The organism is Pseudomonas sp. PS02302 (genome assembly GCF_029959585.1).
In the GTDB taxonomy this organism is placed as follows: Bacteria; Pseudomonadota; Gammaproteobacteria; order Pseudomonadales; family Pseudomonadaceae; genus Chryseomonas; species Chryseomonas aestiva.
Genome location: NZ_JASCON010000011.1, coordinates 58,387 through 84,366, shown reverse-complemented (window position 1 = coordinate 84,366; position 25,980 = coordinate 58,387). Strand labels below are relative to the sequence as shown.

The 25,980-nt window shown below is 65.0% G+C and carries 21 protein-coding genes; 9 read left to right on the top strand and 12 right to left on the bottom strand.

Annotation, left to right across the window (positions count from 1 at the left end; translation table 11 throughout):
* Positions 1–46: 46 nt before the first annotated feature.
* The 7 genes from QMX82_RS06150 to QMX82_RS06120 form a co-directional block, all read right to left on the bottom strand.
* Positions 47–598, bottom strand: coding sequence for an ATP-dependent Clp protease proteolytic subunit (locus QMX82_RS06150; RefSeq protein WP_133859313.1), 552 nt, complete (start codon positions 596–598; stop codon positions 47–49).
* A 148-nt stretch (positions 599–746) separates the two neighbouring features.
* Positions 747–1,547: a universal stress protein gene (locus QMX82_RS06145; protein WP_133859312.1), complete on the bottom strand. Its 801-nt coding sequence runs from the start codon at positions 1,545–1,547 to the stop codon at positions 747–749.
* A gap of 138 nt (positions 1,548–1,685) precedes the next feature.
* Positions 1,686–2,837, bottom strand: coding sequence for an acyl-CoA dehydrogenase family protein (locus QMX82_RS06140; RefSeq protein WP_282281537.1), 1,152 nt, complete (start codon positions 2,835–2,837; stop codon positions 1,686–1,688).
* Between the two features lie 10 nt (positions 2,838–2,847).
* Positions 2,848–3,900: an enoyl-CoA hydratase/isomerase family protein gene (locus QMX82_RS06135; protein ID WP_282281536.1), complete on the bottom strand. Its 1,053-nt coding sequence runs from the start codon at positions 3,898–3,900 to the stop codon at positions 2,848–2,850.
* Positions 3,897–4,793, bottom strand: coding sequence for a 3-hydroxyisobutyrate dehydrogenase (gene mmsB, locus QMX82_RS06130; protein WP_282281535.1), 897 nt, complete (start codon positions 4,791–4,793; stop codon positions 3,897–3,899). The genes QMX82_RS06135 and mmsB overlap by 4 nt, the downstream gene beginning before the upstream one ends.
* 13 nt (positions 4,794–4,806) lie before the next feature.
* Complete coding sequence (locus QMX82_RS06125; protein ID WP_282281534.1) at positions 4,807–6,321, bottom strand: CoA-acylating methylmalonate-semialdehyde dehydrogenase; 1,515 nt, start codon at positions 6,319–6,321, stop codon at positions 4,807–4,809.
* Complete coding sequence (locus tag QMX82_RS06120; protein WP_282281533.1) at positions 6,318–8,051, bottom strand: AMP-binding protein; 1,734 nt, start codon at positions 8,049–8,051, stop codon at positions 6,318–6,320. The genes QMX82_RS06125 and QMX82_RS06120 overlap by 4 nt, the downstream gene beginning before the upstream one ends.
* Positions 8,052–8,259: 208 nt before the next feature.
* On the opposite strand from QMX82_RS06120, the gene QMX82_RS06115 reads away from it, so the two are divergent.
* Together QMX82_RS06115 and QMX82_RS06110 are read left to right on the top strand one after the other, a co-directional pair.
* Positions 8,260–9,216 (top strand): LysR family transcriptional regulator, encoded by a 957-nt coding sequence (locus tag QMX82_RS06115; RefSeq protein ID WP_187979071.1) that lies wholly within the window; start codon positions 8,260–8,262, stop codon positions 9,214–9,216.
* 98 nt (positions 9,217–9,314) lie between these two features.
* A complete protein-coding gene (locus QMX82_RS06110) occupies positions 9,315–9,761 on the top strand; it encodes a hypothetical protein (protein ID WP_208694852.1) in 447 nt (148 codons plus the stop codon).
* Between the two features lie 25 nt (positions 9,762–9,786).
* Here QMX82_RS06110 and QMX82_RS06105 read toward each other — a convergent pair whose 3' ends face one another.
* Both QMX82_RS06105 and QMX82_RS06100 read right to left on the bottom strand, forming a co-directional pair.
* On the bottom strand, positions 9,787–10,737 hold the full coding sequence (locus tag QMX82_RS06105; protein ID WP_208694853.1) for a 2-hydroxyacid dehydrogenase: 951 nt from the start codon (positions 10,735–10,737) through the stop codon (positions 9,787–9,789).
* 53 nt (positions 10,738–10,790) lie between these two features.
* Positions 10,791–12,098 (bottom strand): Nramp family divalent metal transporter, encoded by a 1,308-nt coding sequence (locus QMX82_RS06100; RefSeq protein ID WP_133859304.1) that lies wholly within the window; start codon positions 12,096–12,098, stop codon positions 10,791–10,793.
* Positions 12,099–12,379: 281 nt separating this feature from the next.
* Between QMX82_RS06100 and tig the strand changes: the two genes are divergently transcribed.
* From tig to QMX82_RS06075, 5 genes are all read left to right on the top strand, one after another.
* On the top strand, positions 12,380–13,690 hold the full coding sequence (gene tig / locus QMX82_RS06095; RefSeq protein ID WP_282281532.1) for a trigger factor: 1,311 nt from the start codon (positions 12,380–12,382) through the stop codon (positions 13,688–13,690).
* Between the two features lie 90 nt (positions 13,691–13,780).
* Positions 13,781–14,422: an ATP-dependent Clp endopeptidase proteolytic subunit ClpP gene (gene clpP / locus QMX82_RS06090; protein ID WP_007162222.1), complete on the top strand. Its 642-nt coding sequence runs from the start codon at positions 13,781–13,783 to the stop codon at positions 14,420–14,422.
* 109 nt (positions 14,423–14,531) lie between these two features.
* A complete protein-coding gene (clpX, locus tag QMX82_RS06085) occupies positions 14,532–15,812 on the top strand; it encodes an ATP-dependent Clp protease ATP-binding subunit ClpX (protein WP_133859302.1) in 1,281 nt (426 codons plus the stop codon).
* Between the two features lie 126 nt (positions 15,813–15,938).
* Complete coding sequence (lon, locus tag QMX82_RS06080; RefSeq protein ID WP_282281531.1) at positions 15,939–18,335, top strand: endopeptidase La; 2,397 nt, start codon at positions 15,939–15,941, stop codon at positions 18,333–18,335.
* Between the two features lie 174 nt (positions 18,336–18,509).
* The gene (locus QMX82_RS06075) at positions 18,510–20,366 is read left to right on the top strand and encodes a SurA N-terminal domain-containing protein (RefSeq protein ID WP_282281530.1); all 1,857 of its coding nucleotides are present in this window, start codon (positions 18,510–18,512) and stop codon (positions 20,364–20,366) included.
* Positions 20,367–20,470: 104 nt separating this feature from the next.
* On the opposite strand, the gene cysK is transcribed toward QMX82_RS06075, so the two are convergent.
* Positions 20,471–21,445, bottom strand: a complete 975-nt coding sequence (gene cysK / locus QMX82_RS06070) for a cysteine synthase A (RefSeq protein WP_187979077.1) — start codon at positions 21,443–21,445, stop codon at positions 20,471–20,473.
* A 110-nt stretch (positions 21,446–21,555) separates the two neighbouring features.
* Between cysK and QMX82_RS06065 the strand changes: the two genes are divergently transcribed.
* Both QMX82_RS06065 and QMX82_RS06060 read left to right on the top strand, forming a co-directional pair.
* Entirely contained in the window at positions 21,556–22,389 is an 834-nt protein-coding gene (locus tag QMX82_RS06065; RefSeq protein ID WP_133859298.1) for an AAA family ATPase, read from the top strand.
* 8 nt (positions 22,390–22,397) lie between these two features.
* Positions 22,398–23,585 (top strand): vWA domain-containing protein, encoded by a 1,188-nt coding sequence (locus QMX82_RS06060; protein ID WP_282281529.1) that lies wholly within the window; start codon positions 22,398–22,400, stop codon positions 23,583–23,585.
* A 39-nt stretch (positions 23,586–23,624) separates the two neighbouring features.
* On the opposite strand, the gene htpX is transcribed toward QMX82_RS06060, so the two are convergent.
* Together htpX and QMX82_RS06050 are read right to left on the bottom strand one after the other, a co-directional pair.
* Entirely contained in the window at positions 23,625–24,503 is an 879-nt protein-coding gene (gene htpX, locus QMX82_RS06055; RefSeq protein ID WP_007162229.1) for a protease HtpX, read from the bottom strand.
* 193 nt (positions 24,504–24,696) lie between these two features.
* Entirely contained in the window at positions 24,697–25,908 is a 1,212-nt protein-coding gene (locus QMX82_RS06050) for a pyridoxal phosphate-dependent aminotransferase (protein ID WP_133859296.1), read from the bottom strand.
* Positions 25,909–25,980 lie beyond the last annotated feature (72 nt).

Here is a 25,980-nt window from a genome sequence, read left to right as displayed (position 1 = left end):
ATAAAAAACCCGGTGGCCGTGGGCCACCGGGTTTTTTATTGCCCGCTTAAAGGTGGATGAAGGTGGTGACCTCGTCCGGCTGCACTCGGCACTCGTCCACCGCATGGATCACCCCGGTGGTCAGGGCCGCTTCCGGACTCAGCAGCCGGGCGTTGGCCTTGAGGCAGCTGTAGATGTCCAGGGCTTCGGCGGCACCGGCCGTACGCTCGGCGACGATGCCGGCGTAGAGGTCCAGGTCGTAGTCCAGGCACATGGCGTATTCCGCCATGCGCGCATGGTCCACCGAGTTGTTCAGGTTCCAGTAGAAGGAATGGTAGAGGAACTTGCTGTGGCGACTGGCGGTGCGGTGTTCGCCGGCCAGGAAGAGGATGTTGCCCATGGATTCGACCGTGCCCAGGTTGTGGGTATGCACCGGCAGCGGCAGGGACAGCAGGAAGTTGTACATCGTGAAGCCGTAGCTGCAATCGCCGCCCATGGTGGCGATCTTCAGCAGAATCCGCGAGGCATCCTGCTGGACCGCCTGGGAGCACTGGGCGATCAGCTGGCCGCAACTGGTGGAATTGATGGGACCGGTGAAATGGATGACATGGGTGCTCATGGGACCTACCGACGCGCCGGGGAGCCCGGCGGAGGGCGGGGCTCTATGAGAGTTGCTTCGGCGACTTTCGGACGGGCTTGAGCGCGGAGGTCGGCTGGCCGACGAAGCGCGTCCCGGACGGATGGACTGTGCCTTGTAGCAACCAGGATCAGCGCAGCAGCAGCATAGGCACTTCGGTCTTGTGCAGCAGCTGGGTGGTGCGACTGCCGCGCAGGAAGCGCCAGACCGAGGAGTGGCTGTAGGCACCCATGATCAGCAGGTCGGCCCGGCGTTCGTCGAGGTGGCGGGGGACGATGCGCTCCACGTCGCCATGGGCGACGGTGGTGTCGACCCGGCACCCGGCGCTGCGCAGCAGCAGCGCCAGGTCTTCCAGGCGCTTGCGCAGGATCGGATCGTCTTCGCCGACCCGCAGCAGGGTGCCGCTCATGCCGGTCAGCAGCGGACTGCGCGCCAGCGCCAGGATGCCCTGGTGGGTGGCTTCCCGGCCGTCATAGGCGATGGTGAACTGGCGCGGCGGCTTGAAGGGGCCCGAGCAGATCAGGATCGGCCGGTGCACGGCGCGTACCACGGCTTCCAGCTGGCTGCCGATGCCGCTGTCCCCGGAGCGCTCGCCGCGCTTGCCAATCACCAGCAGGCGGGTATCCCCTTCGAGGGTCTTGAGCGTATCCACCAGTCCCTCGGGGCGGCGCAGGATCTGCGGTGCCGAGGTCAGGCCCTGCTGGAGGAGGCGCTGGCGGGCATTGAGCAGCAGCGCCTTGGCCATGCCGGCACCGACATCGTCGTCCAGATAGACCGGCGCGCCATTGGCGACCTTCTTGCCGCTACTGGCCGACTCCTGCACATGCAGCAGGGTGACGGGCGCATCCAGGCGTCGCGACAACCAGGCGGTGTGGTCGCAGACGCTTTCGGCGTGGGGGGATCCATCGATGCAGGCGAGCAGGGAGGCCATAACGGTATTCCTTGGCAAGACCGGGACCAGACACGATCCCTGTCCGGAGCGTAGCACCCGCCCGACACTGTCCAGATGACGCCTGGATGTCATCTTCGGCTTTTGCTGGACAGGTCACGGCCGTCATCCCGTACGCCCTCACATTTCGTAGCGATCGAGTTCCCGGGTGATCAGCAGGCGCTGGATTTCACTGGAGCCTTCGTAGATCTGGGTGATGCGGATATCGCGGTAGTACTGCTCCACCGGATAGTCCTCCAGGTAACCATAGCCGCCATGGATCTGGATGGCCTTGGAGCACACCCATTCGCCCGTCTCGGTGGCGAACAGCTTGGCCTGGGAGGCTTCGCTCAGGCACGGCTGGCCAGCCGTGCGCAGCCGCGCGGCGTGCAGGATCAGCAGTCGCGCGGCGTTCAGGCGGGTATGCATGTCGGCCAGCATGTTGGCGATGCTCTGGTGCTGGATGATGGCCTTGTCGAACTGGATGCGCTCGCGGGCATAGCCCAGCGCCGCCTCGAAGGCCGCGCGGGCGATGCCCAGAGCCTGGGCAGCGATGCCGATGCGACCGCCCTCCAGATTGGAGAGCGCGATGGCCAGGCCCTTGCCGCGTTCGCCCAGCAGGTTGGCCGCCGGGATGCGGCAGTTGTCCAGGGTGACCGCGCAGGTGTCGGAGGCGCGCAGGCCCATCTTGTGCTCGGTGCGCTCGACGCGAAAGCCGGGGGTGTCGGTGGGTACCAGAAAGGCCGACAGGCCCTTCTTGCCCAGTTCCGGATCGGTCACCGCGAAAACGATGGCCAGGCCCGCGCGGCGCCCGTTGCTGACGAATTGCTTGCTGCCATTGAGCACCCAGCTGTCGCCGTCGAGTACCGCGCGGGTGCGCAGGTTATGCGCCTCGGAGCCGGCCTGGGGTTCGGTCAGGCAGAAGCAGCCGATGACCTTGCCGGCGGCCAGGTCGGGCAGCCAGTGATCCTGCTGCGCGGCGTTGCCGTAGCGCAGCAGCGGGCCGCAGCCCACCGAGCTGTGGATGCTCATCAGGGCGCCAAGGCTGCCGTCGCCGGCGGAGATCTCTTCCACGGCCAGGGCATAGGCGACGTAATCCAGGTAGGTGCCGCCCCATTGCTCGGGCACCACCATGCCTAGCAGGCCCAGCTCACCCAGCTGGGCGACCACGGCGTCGTCGATCCACTCGGCCTTTTCCCAGGCGCGGGCGTGGGGCGCGACCTCGCGGCGGGCGAAGTCGCGTGCCAGGTCGCGGATCATGCGTTGTTCTTCGGTGAGTTCGATGTCGTGCATGGAGCCTCCCTCAGGAATGGCGAAAGTCGGAGAAAAAGGCCGCGACGCGACGGGGGTCCAGATCCTGCCAGCGGGCCGGATTCCAATGTGGCGTGCGGTCCTTGTCCACCAGCATGGCGCGCACCCCTTCGATGATCTCGCCCTTCTCGAACCAGCGGCGATCCAGGTGCAGCTCCAGGGCGAAGCACTGCTCCAGGGACAGCCCACCGCCCTGGCGCAACAGCTCCAGGGCGGTGGCGACCGCCAGCGGTGAACGAGCGTCCAGGGTGGCAAGAGTTTCCTGCGCCCAGTCGCGATAGGCAGGGCGCTGCTCCGCCTGCAGGCCGCTGCGCAACTCTTCGACGGTGGCCGCCGCGAAGTGCTCGGCGATGGCCGGGCGCAGCTCGGTCAGGCGCGCGACGTCGGCCGGCGCCGCGGCGAACTCCTGCAGCAGCGCGGCCAGATCGGTCGGGCCCTGGGCGGTGGCCGCCTCCAGGCGCCGGAGCAGGTCGTCGTTCGCCGCTTCTGGAATGAAGACATCGGCCAGGCCGGCGGCCAGGGCGTCGGCCGGGCCGATCTGCACCCCGGTCAGGCCCAGATAGAGACCCAGCTGGTCGGGCAGGCGTGGCAGGAAGTGACTGGCGCCGACGTCGGGGAAATAGCCGATGGCGGTTTCCGGCATGGCCATCCGGGTGCGCTCGCTGACGATCCGCAGCCGCGCCGCCTGCACCAGGCCCATGCCGCCGCCCAGCACCAGCCCATGGGCCAGCGCCAGGATGGGCTTGGGATAGCGGTGCAGCGCCAGGTCGAGGGCGTATTCCTCGGTGAAGAAGCTCAGGTGCAGGTCGTCGCCGCGCTGGTAGCTGTCGTACAGCGCCCGGACGTCGCCACCGGCGCAGAAGGCCTTGGGTCCGTTGCCGCGCAGCACGATCACCCGCACGGCCGGGTCCTGCTCCCAGTCGCGCAGCGCCCCGTGCAGGGCGCGCACCATCTGCAGATCCAGGGCATTGAGCCCGGTCGGGCGATCAAGGGTCAGATAGCCGACCCCGCCGCGTCTTTCCAACAGCACCTTGGCGTCGCTCATGCACCGTCCTCGTCCAGGTAGTCCTGGATGATGGCCGAGAAATCCAGGCTGCCGCCACCCGCGCGGCTGAATCTCTGATAGAGCTGCTGCGCGACCGCTCCAAGGATCACCGGCTGGCGCACGGCACGCGCCGCCTCGGTGGCCAGGCCCAGGTCCTTGAGCATGAGCTCGGCGGCGAAGCCGCCCTGGTAGCCGCGCGAGGCCGGCGCCTGGGGCAGCACGTCCGGATAGGGGTTGTTGACCTCCGAACTCCAGCAGCGCCCGCTGCTGGTATTGATCACCCCGGCCAGGGTCTTGGCGTCCATGCCCAGGCGGGTACCCAGGGCCATGGCCTCGGCCACCCCGATCATGGAGATGCCCAGCAGCAGATTGTTGGCGACCTTGGCCACCTGGCCGTTGCCACTGGCGCCGCAGTGCACCAGGTTGCGACCCATGGCGGCCAGCAGCGGCTGGGCACGCTGGAAGCCCGCCTCGCTGCCGCCGACCATGAAGGTGAGGGTGCCGGCCGCGGCGCCGCCGGTGCCGCCGGAGACCGGGGCGTCCAGCACTTCCAGGCCGCGCTCGGCGGCGGCGCTGGCCACCGCCCGGGCGCTGAGCGGATCGATGGTGGAGGAATCGATCAGCAGGGTGCCCGGGCGGGCCCGGGCGATCAGCCCGTCGTCACCGAGATAGACCGTCTTTACATGGGCGGCCGCGGGCAGCATGGTGATGATCACTTCCGCGCCACTTTCCGCCACGGCGGTAGGCGAGGCGGCAACCTCGGCCCCTTCGGCGCGCAGCGCTTCCAGCGCGGCGGTGGAGAGGTCGAAGACGGTCAGCTGATGACCGGCCTTGAGCAGGTTGCGGGCCATGGGCGCGCCCATGTTGCCCAGTCCCAGAAATCCAAGATGCATGCTGGCGTCTCCCTTACTTGAGGGTGATGGTGGTGTTGACGACCCCGGCGCTGCCGACGTCCTGCTCGTCGGGCCAGCGCGTGGTGATGGTCTTGGTCTGGGTATAGAAGAGCACCGCCTGCTTGCCATAGGGCCCCAGGTCACCCAGCTTGGAGGCGCGCGAGCCGCTGAAGGAGAACAGCGGTACCGGTACCGGGATGGGCACGTTGATGCCGACCTGGCCGACGTCGATGTCTTCCTGGAAGCGCCGCGCCGCGGCGCCGGAGCGCGTGAAGAGGGCAACGCCGTTGCCGTTGGGGTTGGCGTTGATCAGGGCGATGGCCTCGTCGAGGGTGGCGGCGTGCATCACGCAGAGCACCGGTCCGAACAGTTCTTCGCGGTACAGGGTCATGTCGGTGGTCACCCCGGAAAACAGCGTCGGGCCGACGAAGTTGCCCTTCTCGTAGCGCTCGACCTGGATGTTGCGGCCGTCCAGCTCCAGGGTCGCGCCCTCGCTCAGCCCGCGCTCGATCAGGCCGCTGACCCGATCCAGGGCCTGGCAGGAGATCAGCGGGCCGACGTCGGTGCCGTGCTCGTGACCCGCACCCACCTTGAGGCTGCGCGCCTTGGTCACCAGGTCCGGCACCCAGCTGTTGGCCTCGCCCACCAGCACCACCACCGAGACCGCCATGCAGCGCTGACCCGCCGCCCCGAAGGCGGCGCCCACCAGATTGGCCAGGGTCTGCTCGCGGGGCGCGTCGGGCATCACCACCGCATGGTTCTTGGCGCCCATCATGCACTGCACGCGTTTGCCGGCTTCGCTGGCGCGGCGATAGACGTGGGTGCCGACACGGGTCGAGCCGACAAAGGACAGCGCCTTGATGTCCGTGTGATCGCAGAGGGCGTCCACCACCGCCGGTCCGCCATGGACCACGTTGAGCACCCCGGGCGGCACCCCGGCTTCCAGCGCCAGCTCGGCCAGGCGCATGGTCACCAGCGGATCCTGCTCCGAAGGCTTGAGGACGAAGGTGTTGCCGCAGGCGATGGCCATGGGAAACATCCACAGCGGAATCATCGCCGGGAAGTTGAAGGGGGTGATGCCGGCGCAGACGCCCAGGGGTTGCAGCAGGGTATAGGTGTCCACTCCGCTGGCGACGTTGTTGGCCAGCTCGCCCAGCTGCAGATTGCCGATGGCCGCGGCGTGCTCCACCACCTCCAGGCCACGGAAGACATCGCCCTCGGCATCGGCCAGGGTCTTGCCCTGTTCGGCGGTGAGCAAGGCGGCCAATTCGCTCATGTGCTCGCGGATCAGCTGCTGGTAGCGCAGGAAGATGCGCGCCCGCGCGCCGATGGGCGTCTTGCGCCAGGTGGCGAAGGCCGCCTTGGCACTGGCCACGGCGCGCTGCACCTCCTCGGCGGTGGCGAAGGGTACCCGCGCCAGCACTTCCTGGGTCGCCGGATTGATTACCTCGCGGCCTTCGCGGCTGGTGGAGGCGACGAATTGGCCGTCGATCAGCAGCGGCACGTCTTTGATGGCGGTCTGGGTCATGACAGGGATTCCTGAGCGGTGGCCGGGGTGGCCGGGGCAGGTTGAGCGGCGAAGTCTTCTTCGGCGTAGTCGTGGACATCGGGGGTGCCGCTGGCGCGGCGCTGGGCCTCGCCGAGGCGCAATTCGATGCGGCGGATCTTGCCGGACAGGGTCTTGGGCAGTTCGCTGACGAATTGCAGGCGCCGCACCCGCTTGTAGGGCGACAGGCAGCCACGGGCGAAACCGAGCAGCTCCCGCGCGAGCGCGGGCGAAGGCGCCTGGTCGGCGGCGAGGATGACGAAGGCCTTGGGTACATTGAGGCGCAGGGGATCGGGGCTCGGTACCACCGCCACCTCCATCACCGCCGGATGCTCGATCAGGGCGCTCTCCAGTTCGAAGGGGCTGATGCGGTAGTCCGCCGACTTGAAGACGTCATCGGCGCGGCCAACGAAGGTGATGTAGCCATCGGCGTCGCGCACCGCGGTATCGCCGGTGCGGTAGTGACCGTCGCGCATCACCTCGGCGGTCTTTTCCGGACTGTCTTCGTAGCCCAGCATCAGCCCGGCCGGCCGCGGTTGCAGGGACAGGGCCACCTCGCCGTCGTCGCCCGGTCGGCCATCGGCATCCAGCAAGTCGACGTGGCACCCGGGCAGCGGACGACCCATGGAGCCCGGCTTGAGCGACTGTCCGGGGGTGTTGCCCACCAGCGCGGTGGTTTCCGACTGGCCGAAGCCGTCTCTCAGGGTCAGCCCCCAGGCCGCCTGCAGGCTGTCGATGATCTCGGGATTGAGCGGCTCGCCCGCGCCGACCAGCTCGCGCAGGTCGAGTCGATCGCGATAGGCGGCGAGGTCCTCCTGGATCAGCATCCGCCATACCGTGGGCGGCGCGCAGAGGCTGGTGACCGGATAGTGCGCGAGCACCTCCAGCAGCGCCTGGGGCTTGAAGCGCGGCACGTCATGGATGAACACGCAGGCACCGGCGTTCCAGGGCGCGAAGACGCAACTCCAGGCATGCTTGGCCCAGCCGGGGGAGGAGATGTTGAGGTGCACATCGCCGGGTTGCAGACCGATCCAGTAGAGCGTGGACAGGTGCCCGACTGGATAGCTGCTGTGGCTGTGCAAAACCAACTTGGGCCGCGAGGTGGTCCCCGAGGTGAAATAGAGCAGCAGCGGATCCGTCGCGAGGGTAGGGCCGTCCGGCAGGAAATCGCTGGCACAGGCGCCCGGCGCATAGGGCTGCCAGCCGGCCACCGACGCCCCGACGCAGATACGGGTAAGGTCGGGATCCAGACTGGCGCAGCGCTCCGTATGGGCGCTGCCCACCACCAGGTGGGCGATACGCCCGCGCTGCACGCGATCCTGCAGATCCGCATCGCTGAGCAGGGTGGTGGCGGGCACCACCACGGCGCCCAGCTTGAAGGCGCCGAGCAGCGTCTCCCACAGCGCCACCTCATTGCCCAGCATCACCAGGATGCGTTCGCCGCGACGAACACCCCGGGCACGCAGGAAATTGGCGGTGCGATTCGACGCCTGGCGCAGCTCGGCGAAGCTGTAGCGCTCCTCCCGGCCTTCGGCATCCAGCCGCCACAGCGCCGGACCGCTATGCTCCTCGGCCAGGCGATCGAAATGGTCCAGCGCCCAGTTGAAGTGTTCCAGCTCCGGCCAGCGGAAATCGCGGACGGCCGTGGCGTAGTCGGTGCGATGGCGCAGCAGGAAGTCGCGTGCTTCACGGAAGGCGTCGCCGGCGGTCATGGGCGATCCCCCGCGGCCGGCAGGGGCGGGAAGGAAGGGCAGCGTCCGGCCTGGCGCCGGGATGGGGCGTGCGGGTGGGTCATGGTGGTCTGCTCTTTATTGTTGTTGGCTGGCAGAGATTCGCGCCGTCACCGCTCGTGACGCGACCTGGTAAGCAGTATAGTTCCGGCAAAAGTCCCCTGGCTTCCGACAAAAACGCCCGACCGATATGCAGAAATCCAATAACCCGGCGGGACGTCTCGACTGGGACGATCTCAGATTCTTCCTCGAAGTGGCGCGCACCCAGAAGGCCAGCGCCGCGGCCCGGCGGCTGGGGGTGGACTACACCACCGTCTCGCGGCGGATCGCCGCCCTGGAAAAGGCGCTGGGAGCGCTGCTGTTCGAGAAGTCGCGCAGCACCGGTTTCAGCCTCACCATGGAGGGACAGCGCCTGCTGGTGCACGCGGAAACCCTGGAAAGCACCCTGCAGACCGCCTGCGAGCAGATCTCCGACACCCGACTGGCGCCGTCCGGCCAGGTGCGCATCGGCGCCACCGAAGGCTTCGGCAGCTACTTCGTCGCGCCCCAGCTGAGTTTCTTCCAGGATCGTTATCCCGGCATCACCCTGGAGGTGCTGCCGGTGCCGCACTTCGTCAACCTGTCGCGTCGCGAAGCCGACATCGCCATCACCCTGGAGCGCCCCGAGCGCGGGCCCTATGTCTGCCGCAAGCTGTGCGACTACCGCCTGCGGCTCTATGCCACCGCCGACTACCTGGCCAGCCATCCGCCCGTCACGCAGCTGGCGGACCTGCAGCGCCACAGATTCATCACCTATGTCGACGATCTCGCCTTCAGCCCTGAACTGCTCTATCTGGAGCGGATCCTGCCCGAGGCCAGCAGCGGCCTGCGCAGTACCAGCGTGATCGCCCAGTACCAGGCGGCCCTGTGCGGGCACGCCCTGGCCATCCTGCCGTGCTTCGTCGCCGAGCCCGATCCGCGGCTGGTGGCGCTGTTGCCGGAGCAGATCCAGATCACCCGGCAATTCTGGCTCTATTACCGCGAAGACCTGCGCCGCCTGCGACGCATCACCCTGGTGACCGACTATCTGCGCGCCTGCACCGACGCCAATCGGGGCTTCCTGCTCGGTGAAACCCGCGCCCCGGTGCTGGGCTGGCCGGCATCCTGAAGCCCGTCGCCAATCGCTGCGGCACCCCGGGACCCGGCTGGGGTCTCAGAGCTGTCGGTCGTCCGTCGACGGCCTCCAGTGAACAGATGGGAACGGCAATGGAACGATATCAGGCATTGAGTCAGGCGCTGAGCAAGGCGGCCGAGCGGGAAGAAGCCTATTGGCAGGGACTGGAGCGCCGCCTGCATGAATTGCCGGACTGCTTCACCCGCTACCTGGGGCTCACCCCGGCCGATCAGGTGGATGCCGGCCTGGGCCTGGAAAAGCGCGTCGATGGCAATATCGTGCGCGAACTGGAGGTCTATGCCCGCTATGACCTCACGGTGATCATCGATGACCTCGCCGGCACTCCCCAGACCTTCGCCATCGGCCTGTCCCTCTTCTATACCAACGACCATTTCGTGCTGAAAGAGCGCGATGGCGAGTTCTCCGTCACCCTCGAACCCCAGGACGATCCCGATCGCTTCTGGGCCGAAGGCTGCCGCGAGATCTACGACTCCCTGGCCCGACGCATCCGCGGCAAGACCCTGCCGGCCATCGAGTAGCATGCCGGCCGGCAGGTGATTGCGGTCAGACCGGCGTGACCAGGCGACCCTCGGCGAAATAGCGCTCCACGTTGGCCAGCACCAGGTCGGCCATGGCCTGGCGGGTCTCGTGGGTACCGCTGCCGAGGTGCGGGGTGAGGACCACGTTGTCCAGTGTCAGCAACTCGGCGGGCACCGCCGGCTCCTCGGCGAAGACATCCAGGCCGGCGCCACCCAGGCTGCCGGCCTGCAAGGCGGCCACCAGGGCGGGTTCATCCACCACGCTGCCGCGGGCGATGTTGATGAGATAGCCACGCGGTCCCAGGGCGGCCAGGATTCGCGCATCGATCAGTCCATCGGTGGCCGGTCCGCCGGGCAGCGACAGGACCAGGAAATCCGCTGCCTTGGCCAGGTCTTCCAGCTCGGCGTGATAGCGATAGGGGATGTCCGCTTGCTGCTGGCGACCGTGGTAGGCCACCTCCATGCCGAAGGCCTCGACCCGGCGGGCGACGCTCTTGCCGATATTGCCCAGGCCGACGATGCCGCAGGTCTTGCCGGCCAGGCGCGAGGTCAGCGGAAACTTGCCCTGCTGCCAGTCGCCGCGACGCACGAAGCGATCCGCGGCGCTGATGCCCCGCGCCACATCGATCAGCAGGGCGAAGGCGGTGTCGGCGACGCAGTCGTCCAGCACGCCCGGGGTATTGCTCACGACCACGCCCAGATCCCGGGCGGCGGCGATGTCGATGCTGTCGTAGCCCACCCCGAAACTGAACACCGCCTTCAGGCCAGGCAGGGCGCTCATCAGCTCGCGCGTCGCGCCATGCACCCCGGAGGTGACCAGAGCCACCACGTCCTGACCACGCGCGGCGAGCAGGGCGGACGGGTCGGGTGCTTCCCAGAGCCGCAGCACCTCATGGCGTGAAGTGAGGGCGTCCTGCAGGGCAGGCAGCAGCGGACCCACCTGCAGCAGCAATTGACGTTCGTTCTGTTCAGGCATCTCTAGACTCCTTGAAGAAAGCGGGGGCGGCGGATCCGCCCCGAAACGGCGGCTCAGCCGAGCAACTGCAGGCCCAACTGGATCGCGACCCAGATCGCCAGCAGGGTGGCGAAGCCCAGCGCCAGATTCTCGAACCAGTTGTTGCGGTACTTGTCGCCCAGCAGCGACTTCTGGTTGGACATGATCAGCAGCCCCAGGGAGATCACCGGCAGGCCGACGATGTTGAGGGCATTCACGCCGATGGTCAGGGTCACGAAGTCGGGCATGCCCGGCAGCGACCATACCAGCGGCGTCACCAGGATGAAGAGCAGGAACCACCTGTGCGCCGGGTCCTTGTGAAAGGTCTTGCCATAGCGTTCACGGCGTTCCGGACGGATGTGCTGCAGGGCATCGGTGATCAGCATGGGGAAGGCCGTGGTCTTGCCCACCACGCTGGCGAACAGGGTGGCGAAGACCCCGGTGAAGAAGATCAGCCAGCCGCCGGTGCCGAAGAACAGCTCCAGGGCCGCGCCCAGGTCGCTCAGGGTATTCACCTGCAGGCCATTGGGTCTGAGGATCTCCACCCCGACCACCCAGATGGCCAGATTGATGATGATGCCGACCACCACCGCGAAGAGCAGGTCGTTGCGCTGCATGCGCTTGTGTTCCGGGCCGGTCCAGCCCTTTTCCTTCATCACATAGGGATGCACGAAGTTGGCGATGGAGCCGGCCACGGCGCCTATGACCGAAACCGCCACCAGCAGGGCGCCATGCACGCCTTCGTCCGCCGGGATGCTGAAGCCGATGGTGCCGCGCAGGATGCCGCCCAGGTCCGGCCCCGACATCACCGCCAGGGTGATGAAGGCCAGGGTCATGACCGCCAGCAACACCTTCATCACCCCTTCGATCAGCGCATAGAAGTTGCGACCCACCAGCAGCCAGACCGCGATCACTACCGCCACCGAGCAGAGCAGCGGCTGGTCGAGGTGGAGCAGGGTGGCCAGGGCTTCGCCGGCGCCCTTGAGCATGTAGGCATTGGTCAGGTGCCCCATGATCAGCGCGTAGCCGAGCATGAACCAGGCGAACACCGGGTGCAGCTGGGCATAGCCTTCGAGGATCGACATGCCGCGGTTATTGCACAGCTGGAAGCGGGCGATGATGTTGACGATGAGAAAGCGCAGCAGCAGGGACACCGCCAGCACCCACATCATGGCGTAGCCGTAGTTGGCCCCTGCCACCGAGGAGGTGATGAGGTCCCCGGCGCCCAGCCAGGACAGCACCGCAATGACGCCAGGGCCCAGCAGCTTCGCCAGGCGGCGCAGGCCGGAGCTCTGCTCCTTGCTCTCGGGTATGGATTTCTCGACGGAACCAGATTGGTCCATTAGGGCGGTTCTCCTAACGATTGTTGTTGTTGTGAATAGGGCCGGAGGCGGCCTTTTCGTTAGCTTGCCCTTCAGGGTTTAGCACTACATACGACGTCGTACAACTCAAGGCGGGCAACAAAATGTTGCTTTCGATCCGCTCGGTCGGGCTCGCTGCGGGAGCCTCCGGGCGCGGCGCGGGATCAAGCCAGGTGACTTCCCCTGAGACTGTCTCTAGAATGGTCGCCCTTGATTCTGGGGGGTCGGAGTGCCGGCCTGTTTCTGTGCCACGAGGAATATCCATGCAAGTTTCCGTTGAAAACACCTCTGCTCTCGAGCGTCGCATGACCATTGGCGTGCCGGCCGAGCGTATTGAAACCGAAGTGAACAAGCGTCTGCAGCAGACTGCACGGCGTGCCAAGGTTCCCGGTTTCCGCCCGGGCAAGGTACCCATGAGCGTCATCCGCCAGCGCTACGAAGCCTCGGCTCGTCAGGAAGCCTTGGGTGATCTCATTCAGGAAACCTTCTACGAAGCCGTTGTCGAGCAGAAGCTCAACCCGGCCGGCGCACCCGCCGTCGAACCCAAGGTGTTCGAAAAGGGCAAGGACCTGGAATACGTTGCCACCTTCGAAGTTTTCCCCGAGTTCGAAGTCAAGGGCCTGGACGGCATCGAGATCGAGCGTCAGGACGCAAGCGTCGAAGACGCCGACATCGACAAGATGCTCGACGTGCTGCGCAAGCAGGGCACCCGTTATGAAGCCGTTGACCGCGCTGCTGCCAACGATGACCAGCTCACCCTGGACTTCGTCGGTACCCAGGACGGCGAAGCCTTCGCCGGTGGTTCCGCCGAAGGCACCAAGCTGGTGTTGGGCTCGGGTCGCATGATCCCCGGTTTCGAAGACGGCCTGGTCGGCGCCAAGGCGGGTGACGAGCGTGTGCTCGACCTGACCTTCCCCGAGGACTACCAGAACCTGGATCTGGCCGGCAAGGCCGCCCAGTTCAAGATCACCGTCAAGGAAGTGGCCGCTCCCGAGCTGCCCGAACTGAACGAAGCCTTCTTCAAGCAGTTCGGCGTGGAAGAGACCACCGTCGAAGGTTTCCGCGCCGAAGTGCGCAAGAACATGGATCGCGAGCTGCGCCAGGCCCTCAAGACCAAGGTCAAGAACCAGGTCATGGACGGTCTGCTGGCCGCCAACCAGATCGACGTCCCGGCTGCCCTGATCAGCAACGAAGTGGATCGTCTGCGTGTACAGGCCGTCCAGCAGTTCGGTGGCAACATCCAGCCCGAGCAACTGCCGGCCGAGCTGTTCAGCGAGCAGGCCAAGCGCCGCGTGCTGCTGGGTCTGATCATCGCCGAGATGGTCAAGCAGTTCGAGCTCAAGCCCGATGACGCCCGCGTTCGCGAGCTGATCGAGGAAATGGCTGCGGCCTATCAGGAGCCCGAGCAGGTAGTGAAGTGGTACTACCATAACGAGCAGCAGCTGAACGAAGTGCGTTCGGTTGTACTGGAAGAACAAGTCGTGGATACTGTCCTCAAGCAGGCAAAAGTCACCGACAAGCAGGTCTCCTACGAGGACGCGGTCAAACCGGCCGAGGCTCCGCAAGCAGCCTGATCTGCCTCCAGTTGCTAGTTCACATAAGCCAGCCTCGTGCTGGCTTATGTGTTTTTGACAGGTCATCCAGATAGGGAGCTAGTGCAGGACATGTCCCGCAATTCATACATGCAATCCATGCCCGATATTCAAGCCGCTGGCGGTCTGGTACCCATGGTGGTGGAGCAATCCGCCCGGGGCGAGCGCGCCTACGACATCTACTCCCGGCTGCTCAAGGAGCGGGTCATCTTCCTGGTGGGTCAGGTCGAGGACTACATGGCCAACCTGGTCGTCGCCCAGTTGCTGTTCCTGGAAGCGGAGAATCCTGACAAGGACATCCACCTCTATATCAACAGCCCGGGTGGTTCGGTGACCGCTGGCATGTCGATCTACGACACCATGCAGTTCATCAAGCCCGACGTTTCCACGATCTGCATCGGCCAGGCCTGCAGCATGGGCGCCCTGCTGCTGGCTGGTGGCGCCGCCGAGAAGCGCTTCTGCCTGCCGCACTCGCGGATGATGATTCACCAGCCCCTGGGCGGTTTCCAGGGTCAGGCGTCGGACATCGAAATTCACGCCCGTGAAATTCTGACCATCCGCGAGCGTCTGAACAAGGTGCTGGCGCATCACACCGGTCAGCCCATGGACGTGATCGCCCGCGATACCGACCGTGACAACTTCATGAGTGGCCCCGAAGCCGTTGCCTACGGCCTGATCGACAAGGTCCTCGAGAAGCGCAACATCCCCGCCTGACCCCGCCTCGACCACCTGCCCAGGCGCCGTCGTTTGGGCAGGTAGGCTTGAAAAACCGTGCAATAGGCTCCATCTTGTTGATGTAAGCACATTCCATTGGATCGATCGAATGACAGATACGCGCAATAGCGACGATAACGGCAAGCTGCTTTACTGCTCCTTCTGCGGCAAGAGTCAGCACGAAGTACGTAAATTGATCGCTGGACCCTCCGTCTTCATCTGCGACGAATGCGTCGACCTGTGCAATGACATCATCCGCGAGGAAGTCCAGGAAGCTCAGGCCGAAAGCAATGCGCACAAGCTGCCAGCGCCGAAGGAAATCAGCGCTATCCTCGACCAGTATGTCATTGGTCAGCAGCGTGCCAAGCGGGTCCTCGCCGTTGCCGTCTACAACCACTACAAGCGTCTGAATCAGCGCGAGAAGAAAGACGACGTCGAACTGGGCAAGAGCAACATCCTGCTCATCGGTCCGACCGGTTCGGGCAAGACCCTGTTGGCGGAAACGCTGGCGCGGCTGCTCAACGTACCTTTCACCATCGCCGATGCCACCACGCTGACCGAAGCCGGTTATGTGGGTGAGGACGTCGAGAACATCATTCAGAAGTTGCTGCAGAAGTGCGACTACGATGTGGAAAAGGCCCAGATGGGCATCGTCTATATCGACGAGATCGACAAGATCTCGCGCAAGTCCGATAACCCCTCCATTACCCGTGACGTCTCGGGTGAGGGTGTGCAGCAGGCCCTGCTGAAGCTGATCGAAGGTACCGTGGCGTCGGTTCCGCCCCAGGGTGGCCGCAAGCATCCCCAGCAGGAATTCCTGCAGGTCGATACTCGCAACATCCTGTTCATCTGCGGTGGCGCCTTCGCCGGCCTGGAAAAGGTCATCCAGAATCGTTCCACCAAGGGCGGCGGTATCGGCTTCAACGCCGAGGTGCGCAGCGTGGAGCTGGGCAAGAAGATCGGCGAATCCCTGCGTGACGCTGAGCCTGAGGATTTGGTCAAGTTCGGTCTGATTCCGGAGTTCGTCGGTCGTCTGCCGGTCATCGCGACCCTGGACGAGCTGGACGAGCCGGCGCTCATGCAGATCCTGACCGAGCCGAAGAACGCCCTGACCAAACAGTACGCCAAGCTGTTCGAGATGGAAGACGTGGATCTGGAATTCCGTCCCGACGCGCTCAAGGCGGTTGCCCGCAAGGCGCTGGAGCGCAAGACCGGTGCCCGGGGTCTGAGATCCATCCTCGAAGGCATCCTGCTCGAGACCATGTACGAGATTCCTTCGCAGAAGGAAGTCAGCAAGGTGGTCATCGACGAGAGTGTCATCGACGGGAGTTCCCAGCCGCTGCTCATCTACGAGAACAGCGAGCCCGCGAAGGCGGCGCCGGACGCGTGACAAAAGGGGCTTCGGCCCCTTTTTCATTTCAGCGACGGTTGTATTTTGCGGCGGCCAACCTCATGTTAGGAAAAACCGAGGCCTTAACCGCATCTGCGGCCGATTATTTGCCGAGACCCGTATCCCATGACTACGACGATAGAACTTCCCCTGCTGCCCCTACGTGACGTAGTGGTCTATCCCCACATGGTCATCCCATTGTTCGTCGGAAGGGAAAAGTCCGTCGAGGCCCTCGAGGCCGCCATGGCTGGCGACAAGCAGATCCTGCTGGTCGCGCAGAAGAATCCCGGCGATGACGATCCCGCCGCGGATGACATGTATCACATGGGTACGGTGGCAACCGTTCTCCAGCTACTCAAGCTGCCCGACGGCACCGTCAAGGTCCTGGTCGAAGGCGAGCAGCGTGGCCGTATCGAGTCCTTCGTTGAAAGCCAGGCCTATGCCCGTGCGCTGGTCACGCTGATCGAGGACAGCGAAGCCCCGGATCGTGAATCCGAGGTGTTTTCGCGCAGCCTGATGAGTCAGTTCGAGCAGTATGTGCAGCTCGGCAAGAAGGTCCCCGCCGAAGTGCTGTCCTCGCTCAATAGCATCGAGGATCCCAGCCGCCTGGTCGATACCATGGCCGCCCACATGGCGCTGAAGATCGAGCAGAAGCAGGAGATCCTCGAGATCACCGAACTGGGCGCGCGCGTCGAGCACGTGCTGGCCCTGCTGGATGCGGAAATCGACCTCCTGCAGGTGGAGAAGCGCATCCGCGGCCGCGTCAAGAAGCAGATGGAGCGCAGCCAGCGCGAGTACTATCTCAACGAACAGATGAAGGCCATCCAGAAAGAACTGGGTGACATCGACGAGGGACATAATGAGGTCGATGACCTCAAGCGTCGCATCGAAGCGGCTGGTCTGCCCAAGGATGCCCTGACCAAGGCCAATGCCGAGCTGAACAAGCTCAAGCAGATGTCGCCGATGTCGGCGGAAGCCACCGTGGTGCGCTCCTACATCGACTGGCTGGTGAATGTGCCGTGGCAGGCCGAGAGCAAGGTCCGCCTGGATCTGGCGCGCGCCGAGGAGGTCCTCGACAAGGACCACTACGGTCTCGAAGAGGTGAAGGAACGCATCCTCGAGTACCTCGCCGTGCAGAAGCGCGTTAAGAAGGTGCGCGGCCCGGTGCTGTGCCTGGTCGGCCCGCCCGGCGTGGGCAAGACTTCCCTGGCCGAGTCCATCGCTCGCTCCACTGGTCGCAAGTTCGTGCGCATGGCCCTGGGTGGCGTGCGCGACGAAGCCGAGATCCGCGGTCACCGTCGCACCTACATCGGCTCCATGCCGGGTCGCCTCATCCAGAAGATGACCAAGGTCGGGGTGCGCAATCCGCTGTTCCTGCTCGACGAAATCGACAAGATGGGCAACGACATGCGTGGCGATCCTGCCTCCGCATTGCTCGAGGTCCTGGATCCGGAGCAGAACCACACCTTCAACGACCATTACCTCGAAGTGGACTATGACCTGTCCGACGTGATGTTCGTCTGCACCGCCAACTCCATGAACATTCCTGCGCCGCTGCTGGACCGCATGGAAGTCATTCGCCTGCCGGGCTATACCGAGGCGGAAAAGGTCAACATCGCCATCCGCTACCTGATTCCCAAGCAGGTCAAGGCCAATGGCCTGAAGAAGGGCGAGGTGGAGTTCGATGAAGATGCCCTGCGCGACATCATCCGCTACTACACCCGCGAAGCGGGCGTTCGGAGCTTGGAACGGCAGGTCGCCAAGGTCTGCCGCAAGGTGGTCAAGCAGCACGCCCTGAGCAAGGAGCGTACGGCCAGCGTCACCGTGGACACCCTGGAGCACTGGCTGGGCGTGCGCAAGTTCCGCTACGGTCTCGCCGAGCAGCAGGATCAGATCGGCCAGGTGACCGGCCTGGCCTGGACCCAGGTGGGTGGCGAATTGCTGACCATCGAGTCCGCGGTCGTTCCCGGCAAGGGCCAGATGATCAAGACCGGCTCGCTGGGCGATGTGATGGCCGAGTCCATCACCGCGGCCCTGACCGTGGTCCGCAGCCGTGGCCGCAGCCTGGGTATTCCCAAGGACTTCCACGAGAAGCACGACATCCATATCCACGTTCCCGAAGGCGCGACGCCCAAGGACGGTCCGAGTGCCGGTATCGGCATGTGCACGGCGCTGGTCTCGGCGGCTACCCGGATTCCGGTACGGGCCGACGTGGCCATGACCGGCGAGATCACCCTGCGTGGTCAGGTCCTGGCGATTGGCGGGCTCAAGGAAAAGCTGCTCGCAGCCCACCGCGGCGGCATCCGTACCGTGATCATTCCGGAAGAAAACGTCCGGGATCTGCGGGACATTCCGGACAACATCAAGGCCGACTTGCAGATCAAGCCAGTCAAATGGATTGACGAGGTCTTGGAGGTTGCGCTGCAATACACGCCGGAGCCGCTTCCGGACGATGGTCCGGAGCTCGTCAGCAAGGACGAGAAGCGGGATCAGGAAGGCAAGGAGCGCGTCAGTACCCACTGACGGCGCACCTGGGCTTGATGGGCGGGCTGCCAGACAAGGTTGCTGGTGCTCCGCCGTCCTGCTGGATGCAAGGTCCTTGATCGACGAAAAGGCGCATCTCGAGATGCGCCTTTTCGCTATTTGCTATTCGACGATTTCGCCATGGCCGGTCCGGCCACAGCTCGTGGGGGGAACATGCTACAAAACATCAGGGACCGTTCGCAGGGATGGATTGCCAAAGTCATCATCGGATTCATCATCCTGCTGATGGCACTGACCGGCTTCGAAGCGATCATCCGCGCCACGGGTCACCAGGGCGCCGTCGCCTTGGTCAACGGCGACGAGATCAAGCAGACGGAGCTGGCCCAGGCCGTGGAAATGCAGCGTCGCCAGCTGCAGCAGCAATTGGGTCAGGGCTTCGATCCGTCCACTCTGGATGATCGTCTGCTGCGCGAGTCCGCGCTCAAGGCACTGATCGACAAGCAACTGCTGCTACAGAGCGCCAAAACCGATCGCTTCGCCTTCTCCGAGCAGGCGCTGGATCAGCTGATCCTCAATACCCCCGAATTCCAGACCGAAGGGCGTTTCGATCCTCAGCGCTTCGATCAGGCCGTTCGCCAGATGAACTACAACCGCCTGCAATTCCGCGATCTGCTGCGTGACGAGATGGTGATCGGTCAGCTGCGCGCCGGCATCGTCGGCAGCAACTTCGTCACCGACGCCGACATCGAAGCCTTCGCCGCGCTCGAACGTCAGACCCGTGATTTCGCCATGCGCACCGTCAAGGCCTCGCCGGCCGGCATCACGCCGACCCAGGACGAAGTCCAGGCCTACTACGACAGCCACAAGAACGCCTTCATGACGCCCGAACAGGTGGTCATCGATTACGTCGAGCTGAACAAGTCCGCCTTCCTGGCCAAGGCCAAGGTCGACGAAAGCCGCCTGCAGGCCGCCTACAAGTCCGAGATCGCCAACCTGTCGGAGCAGCGTGACGCTGCGCATATCCTCATCGAGGTCAACGACAAGCAGAACGACGACCAGGCCAAGGCCAAGATCCAGCAGATCCAGGAGCGCCTGAAGAAGGGTGAGGACTTCGCCAAGCTGGCCAAGGAGTTCTCCCAGGACCCCGGTTCGGCGGCCAACGGCGGTGACCTCGGCTTCGCCGGTCGCGGCGTCTATGACCCGGCCTTCGAAGAGGCCTTGTATGCCCTGGCACCCCAGCAGGTGTCGGCCCCGGTGCGCACCAGCTTTGGCTGGCACCTGATCAAGCTGCAGGGCGTGCAGGCACCGGAAGTACCCACCCTGGCCAGTGTCCGGCCGCGTCTGGAGCAGCAGCTCAAGGCGGAAGATGCCGACCGCCTGTTCGTGGAAGCGGGCCGCAAGCTGGAAAGCTCCGCCTATGAATCCTCCGACCTGAGCCAGCCGGCCCAGGAACTGGGTCTGCAGGTCAAGACCAGCGCTCCCTTCGGTCGTGAAGGAGGCGAGGGACTGACCGCCAACCGTCAGGTGATCGAGGCGGCCTTCAGCGAGGACGTTCTGCGCAACGGCGCCAACAGCACCGCGCTGCAGCTCGATCCGGAGACCCTGGTGGTGATCCGCGACAAGGAGCATCGCACGCCGCAGCTGCAACCCCTGGATGCGGTCAGGAAGGAGATCGTGACCCGCCTGACCCAGGAAAAGGCCGCAGCCGCAGCCAAGCAGGCTGGCGAAGAACAGCTCAAGACCCTGCAGGCAGGTGGCAAGGCCGCCGCGGGTGACTGGCGTACCGTCGAAGCCGCCACCCGCAACCAGGAGGGTGTCGATCCCCAGGTGTTGCAGGCAGCCTTCCGCATGGCCAAGCCGGAAGCCGACAAGCCGTCCTATGCCGGCATCAGCCTGCAGAACGGTGACTTCGTGCTGATCCGCCTGCAGGGCGTAGGGGTACCCAAGGAAGCCCTGAGCGCCGAGGACAAGGCGCTGTACCGCCGCTACCTCGCCTCGCGCGCCGGACAGGTCGATTTCGCCGCCTACCGTCGGGCCCTGGACGCCAAGGCCGAGATCAAGCATCTCTGATACGAAAAAAGCCCGGGAAACCGGGCTTTTTCTTGAGTGGTGACAAGGGGTTCGCTAGCTGGAGAGCAACCCAGCAATGGGGGAGGGCAGTTACCCCCAGGGTCCTACTGGACCAGGTCCTGCTCGTCGAACAGACCGTCGAAGAGCATCGTCGACAGGTAGCGCTCACCGGAATCCGGCAGGATGACCACGATGGTCTTGCCCTGCATCTCCGGCGTCTCGGCCAGTCGGACCGCCGCGGCCATGGCGGCGCCGCAGGAAATGCCGCAGAGAATGCCTTCCTCGCGCATCAGTCGCTGGGCCATCAGCTTGGCCTGCTCATCGCTCACCTGCTCGACGCGATCGACCATGGCAAGGTCCAGATTGCCGGGCACGAAGCCGGCGCCGATGCCCTGAATCTTGTGCGGGCTGGGTTTCACCTCGGCACCGGCGAGGGTCTGGCTGATGACCGGCGAAGTCTCCGGCTCGACGGCCACCGACAGGATCGGTTTGCCCTTGGTGTTCTTGATGAAGCGCGAGATACCGGTCAGGGTGCCGCCGGTACCCACGCCGGCCACCAGCACATCGATGGCGCCATCGGTGTCGTTCCAGATTTCGGGGCCGGTGGTCTTCTCGTGGATGGCCGGATTGGCCGGGTTGTCGAATTGCTGCGGCATGAAATAGCGAGCGGGCTCGCTCTCGGCGATTTCCCGGGCCTTTTCGATGGCGCCCTTCATACCCTTGGCCGGCTCGGTCAGCACCAGCTCCGCACCCAGCGCCTTGAGCACCTTGCGCCGCTCCAGGCTCATGGAAGCGGGCATGGTCAGCACCAGGCGGTAACCCCGGGCCGCGGCGACATAGGCCAGGCCGATCCCCGTATTGCCCGACGTCGGTTCCACCAGGCTCATGCCCGGCTTGAGCAGGCCCTTGGCTTCGGCGTCCCAGATCAGGTTGGCGCCGATGCGGCATTTGACCGAATAGCCCGGATTGCGTCCCTCGATCTTGGCGAGCAGGGTGACGCCCTTGGGGCCGAGACGATTGATGTAGACCAGCGGCGTATTGCCGATGGACTGGGCATTGTCAGCGAAGATACGGCTCATGACGGATCCTGTGCGGCGCGGAAAACTCGCAGCCTAGGCCTTGCGTCCGATGACGTCCAGCCCGGGCGCGGCATGCTATCGTCAGGCGAAACAGCTGCCGAGGATCAGTGATGGCCTTTCAGGGTACCGAGCGTTATGTGGCCACGGCCGAACTCAGTCTGGCGGTGAATGCGGCCATCCGGCTGGGGCGTCCGCTGCTGGTGAAGGGTGAGCCGGGTACCGGCAAGACGCTGCTGGCCGAGCAGGTGGCCCAGAGCCAGGGCGCGCGGCTGATCACCTGGCATGTGAAGTCCACCACCAAGGCGCAGCAGGGCCTCTATGAATACGACGCCGTGAGCCGCCTGCGCGATTCCCAGCTCGGCGATCCCCGGGTGCAGGAGGTGGCGAACTACATCAAGCCGGGCAAGCTGTGGGACGCCTTCACCGCCGAGGATCCAGTGGTGCTGCTGATCGACGAGATCGACAAGGCCGACATCGAATTTCCCAACGATCTGCTGCTGGAACTCGATCGCATGGAGTTCCACGTCTACGAGACCGGCGAGACCATCCGCGCCCAGCGACGCCCGATCATCATCATCACCTCCAACAACGAAAAGGAGTTGCCGGACGCCTTCCTGCGCCGCTGCTTCTTCCACTTTATCCGCTTTCCCGAGCGCGAAACCCTCGAACGCATCGTCCAGGTGCACTATCCCGATCTCCAGCAGCGTCTGGTCCAGGAGGCCCTGGATCTATTCCTTGACCTGCGCAGCGTGCCGGGGCTGAAGAAGAAACCGTCCACCTCGGAGCTGGTGGACTGGCTGGCGCTGCTGCTGGGCGATGAGGCGGCGCAGCGGGCACTGCATGGCGAGAGTGGTCTGCCGCCGCTGGCGGGCGCCCTGTTGAAGAACGAGCAGGATCTGCAGTTGCTCGAGCGCCAGGCCTTCATGCGTCGTCGGCGGAGCTGAGGAGAGGCATGTTCCTCGATTTCTTCACCCGACTCAGGGCGGCGGGCATCCCGGTGTCCCTGGGCGAACTGCTGGATCTGTATGCGGCCCTGGATGCGGCCCTGGATGCGGGCCTGGTGGTGGCCGATCCCGACGCCTTCTATCTGCTGGCCCGTGTGGTGCTGGTCAAGGACGAGCGCTTCTTCGACCGTTTCGATCAGGTCTATGCCGGCGAGCTGGCCAGGTCGGAGCGATCGGCGGATACCAAGGCGATTCCCGCGGACTGGCTGCGACTGGAGCTGCAGCGGCGGCTGTCCGAGGAGGATCGCCAGCGGCTTCAGGCGCTGGGTGGCCTCGATGAATTGCTCGCCACCCTGCAGCAGCGCCTCGCCGAACAGCGCGAGCGGCATGCCGGTGGCAACAAGTGGGTAGGCACGGGAGGCACCAGTCCCTTCGGCAGCGGTGGCTACAATCCCTTCGGCGTGCGCATCGGCGAGGCCGGTACTCGGCAGGGACAGGCGGCCAAGGTCTGGGAGCAGCGCGACTACCGTAACCTGGACGATCGCGCGCCGCTGGACCGCCGCAACCTGCAACTGGCCCTGCGCCGGCTCAGGCGCTTCGCCCGCCAGGGCGCGGCGGCGGAATTCGATCTGGAGGGTACCGTCGCGGCCACGGCACGCGAGGGTGGTCTGCTGGACGTCCGCTATCGACCGGAACGGCACAATGCGACCAAGCTGCTGCTGCTACTCGATGTCGGCGGCTCCATGGACCTGCATGTGCGCCTGTGCAGCGAATTGTTCAGCGCCTGTCGCCTGGAGTTTCGCCACCTGGAGTACTACTACTTCCACAATTGCGTCTATGAACGCGTCTGGCGTGACAATGCCCGGCGCCATGAGGAGGGGCTGAACACCGCCGAGCTGTTGCGCCGCTATGGCGCGGACTACCGCCTGGTGATCGTCGGCGACGCCAGCATGGGGCCCTACGAGATCACCCATCCAGGTGGCAGCGTCGAGCACTGGAACGAAGAGCCCGGTGCCCTGTGGATCCAGCGACTCTGCCAGCACTTCCCACGGGCGGCCTGGCTCAACCCCTATCCCCAGGAGGGCTGGGCCAGCAGTACCTCGATCCAGCTGCTGCGCGAACTCATGGCCCAGCGCATGTTTCCCCTGACCGGCGAGGGGCTAGGCGAGGCCATTCGATCCTTGACCCGCCCATGAAAAAACCCGGCCGAAGCCGGGTTTTTTCATCGCTCGCGCTTAGCGCTGACCGTAGCGGCGCAGGGCCTCGATGCGGTCTTCCAGCGGCGGGTGGCTCATCAGCAGACCGGCCAGGCCGTTCTTCAGCGAGCCGTTGATGCCGAAGGCGTTCAGGGTGTCGGGCATCTGCACCGGGATACCCTGCTCGGCACGCAGGCGCTGCAGGGCGCCAATCATGGCATTGGGGCCGGCCAGGCGCGCACCGGCTTCGTCGGCGCGGAATTCGCGTTTGCGCGAGAACCACATGACGATGATGCTGGCCAGGATGCCCAGCACCAGTTCGGCGACGATGGTGGTCACGAAGTAGGCGATGCCGTGGCCTTCCTCGTTCTTGAAGATGGCCTTGTCGACGAAGTTGCCGAAGATCCGCGCGAAGAACATCACGAAGGTGTTCACCACGCCCTGGATCAGCGCCAGGGTCACCATGTCGCCATTGGCGACGTGACCGATCTCGTGGGCCAGCACCGCGCGCACCTCTTCAGGGGAGAAGCGCTCCAGCAGGCCCTGGCTGACCGCGACGAGCGCGTCGTTGCGGTTCCAGCCGGTGGCGAAGGCGTTGGCCTCGTAGGCCGGGAAGATGCCGACCTCGGGGGTCTTGATGCCGGCTTCGCGGGCCAGCTCCTCGACGGTCTGCAGCAGCCACTGCTCATGGCGGGTCCGCGGCTGGCTGATGACCTCGGTGCGGGTGCTCATCTTCGCCATCCACTTGGAGATGAACAGCGAGACCAGCGAGCCGGCGAAACCGAACACGGCACAGAACACCAGCAGACTGCCATAGTTCTGACCGGTGTAGCGATCCACGCCAAGCACCTTCAAGGTGATGCTGGCAACGATCAGCACCGCCAGGTTGGTAGCCAGAAATAACAGAATGCGCATCATGGTGGGGTACAGCTCCTCACAGGTTTATCTGCCGGCTATATAAGGTTCGGCCCCGATCCATTCAACGTTTCCTCTATTGCAAACTGTGTCGTCGATGGTCTGGCCGGTCAGCCGATGACGGTCACGCAAGGGCCGGCGCTGGTTGACGCCGCGGGTGGCGCCAACCGATGAAAGACCCCGAAATGCTTTACCGCTACTGGGAGTAGCCACCGAGGAAGTTGCCGATGCGGCCGATGGCCTGCTCCAGGTCATCGACGCGGGGCAGGGTGACGACGCGGAAGTGATCGGGCCAGGGCCAGTTGAAGGCCGTGCCCTGGACCACCAGCAGCTTTTCCGAGAGCAGCAGGTCGAGAACGAATTTCTCGTCGTTGTGGATGGGGCAGACCTTGGGGTCGATCCGCGGGAAGGCGTAGAGCGCGCCCATCGGCTTCACGCAGCTGACCCCGGGAATGTCGTTGAGCAGCTCCCAGGTGCGATTGCGCTGTTCCAGCAGGCGGCCGTGCGGCAGCACCAGGTCGTTGATGCTCTGGTAGCCGCCCAGCGCGGTCTGGATCGCATGCTGCGCCGGCACGTTGGCGCACAGGCGCATGTTGGCGAGGATGTCGAGGCCTTCGATATAGCTGTGGGCGCGATGCTTGGGGCCCGAGACGATCAGCCAGCCCGAGCGGAAACCGGCGACGCGATAGGACTTGGACAGCCCGTTAAAGGTCAGGCACAGGACGTCCGGTGCCAGGGAGGCGGTGGAGATGTGCTGGGCTTCGTCGTAGAGGATCTTGTCGTAGATCTCGTCGGAGAACAGCACCAGGTTGTGCCGCCGCGCCAGTTCGACGATGCCTTCCAGCACCTCCTTGGAGTAGACCGCGCCGGTGGGGTTGTTCGGATTGATCAGCACCAGCGCCTTGGTGTTGCTGGTGATCTTGGCTTCCATGTCCGCCAGGTCGGGGAACCAGCCCGCCTGCTCGTCGCACAGGTAGTGCACCGGCTTGCCGCCGGCCAGGCTGACCGCGGCGGTCCACAGCGGATAGTCCGGCGCCGGGATCAGCACCTCGTCGTTGTTGTTGAGCAGCGCCTGCATGGCCATGACGATCAGTTCGGAGACGCCATTGCCCAGGTAGATGTCCTCGATGCCGACACCCTCGATGCGCTTCTGCTGGCAGTACTGCATCACCGCCTTGCGCGCGCTGAACAGACCCTTGGAGTCGCTGTAGCCCTGGGCGGTCGGCAGATTGCGGATGACGTCCTGCAGGATCTCCTCGGGCGCCTCGAAGCCGAAGGGTGCCGGATTGCCGATGTTGAGCTTCAGGATGCGGTGGCCTTCTTCTTCGAGGCGCTTGGCATGCTTGAGGACCGGGCCGCGGATGTCGTAGCAGACATTGGCGAGCTTGTTCGACTTGGAGACCTGCATGGGGAAATGAATCCTGGAAAAGGGCGAGAAAGACTCGGCGGGAACGGACGCCGACCGGCGCTTGGCAGCATC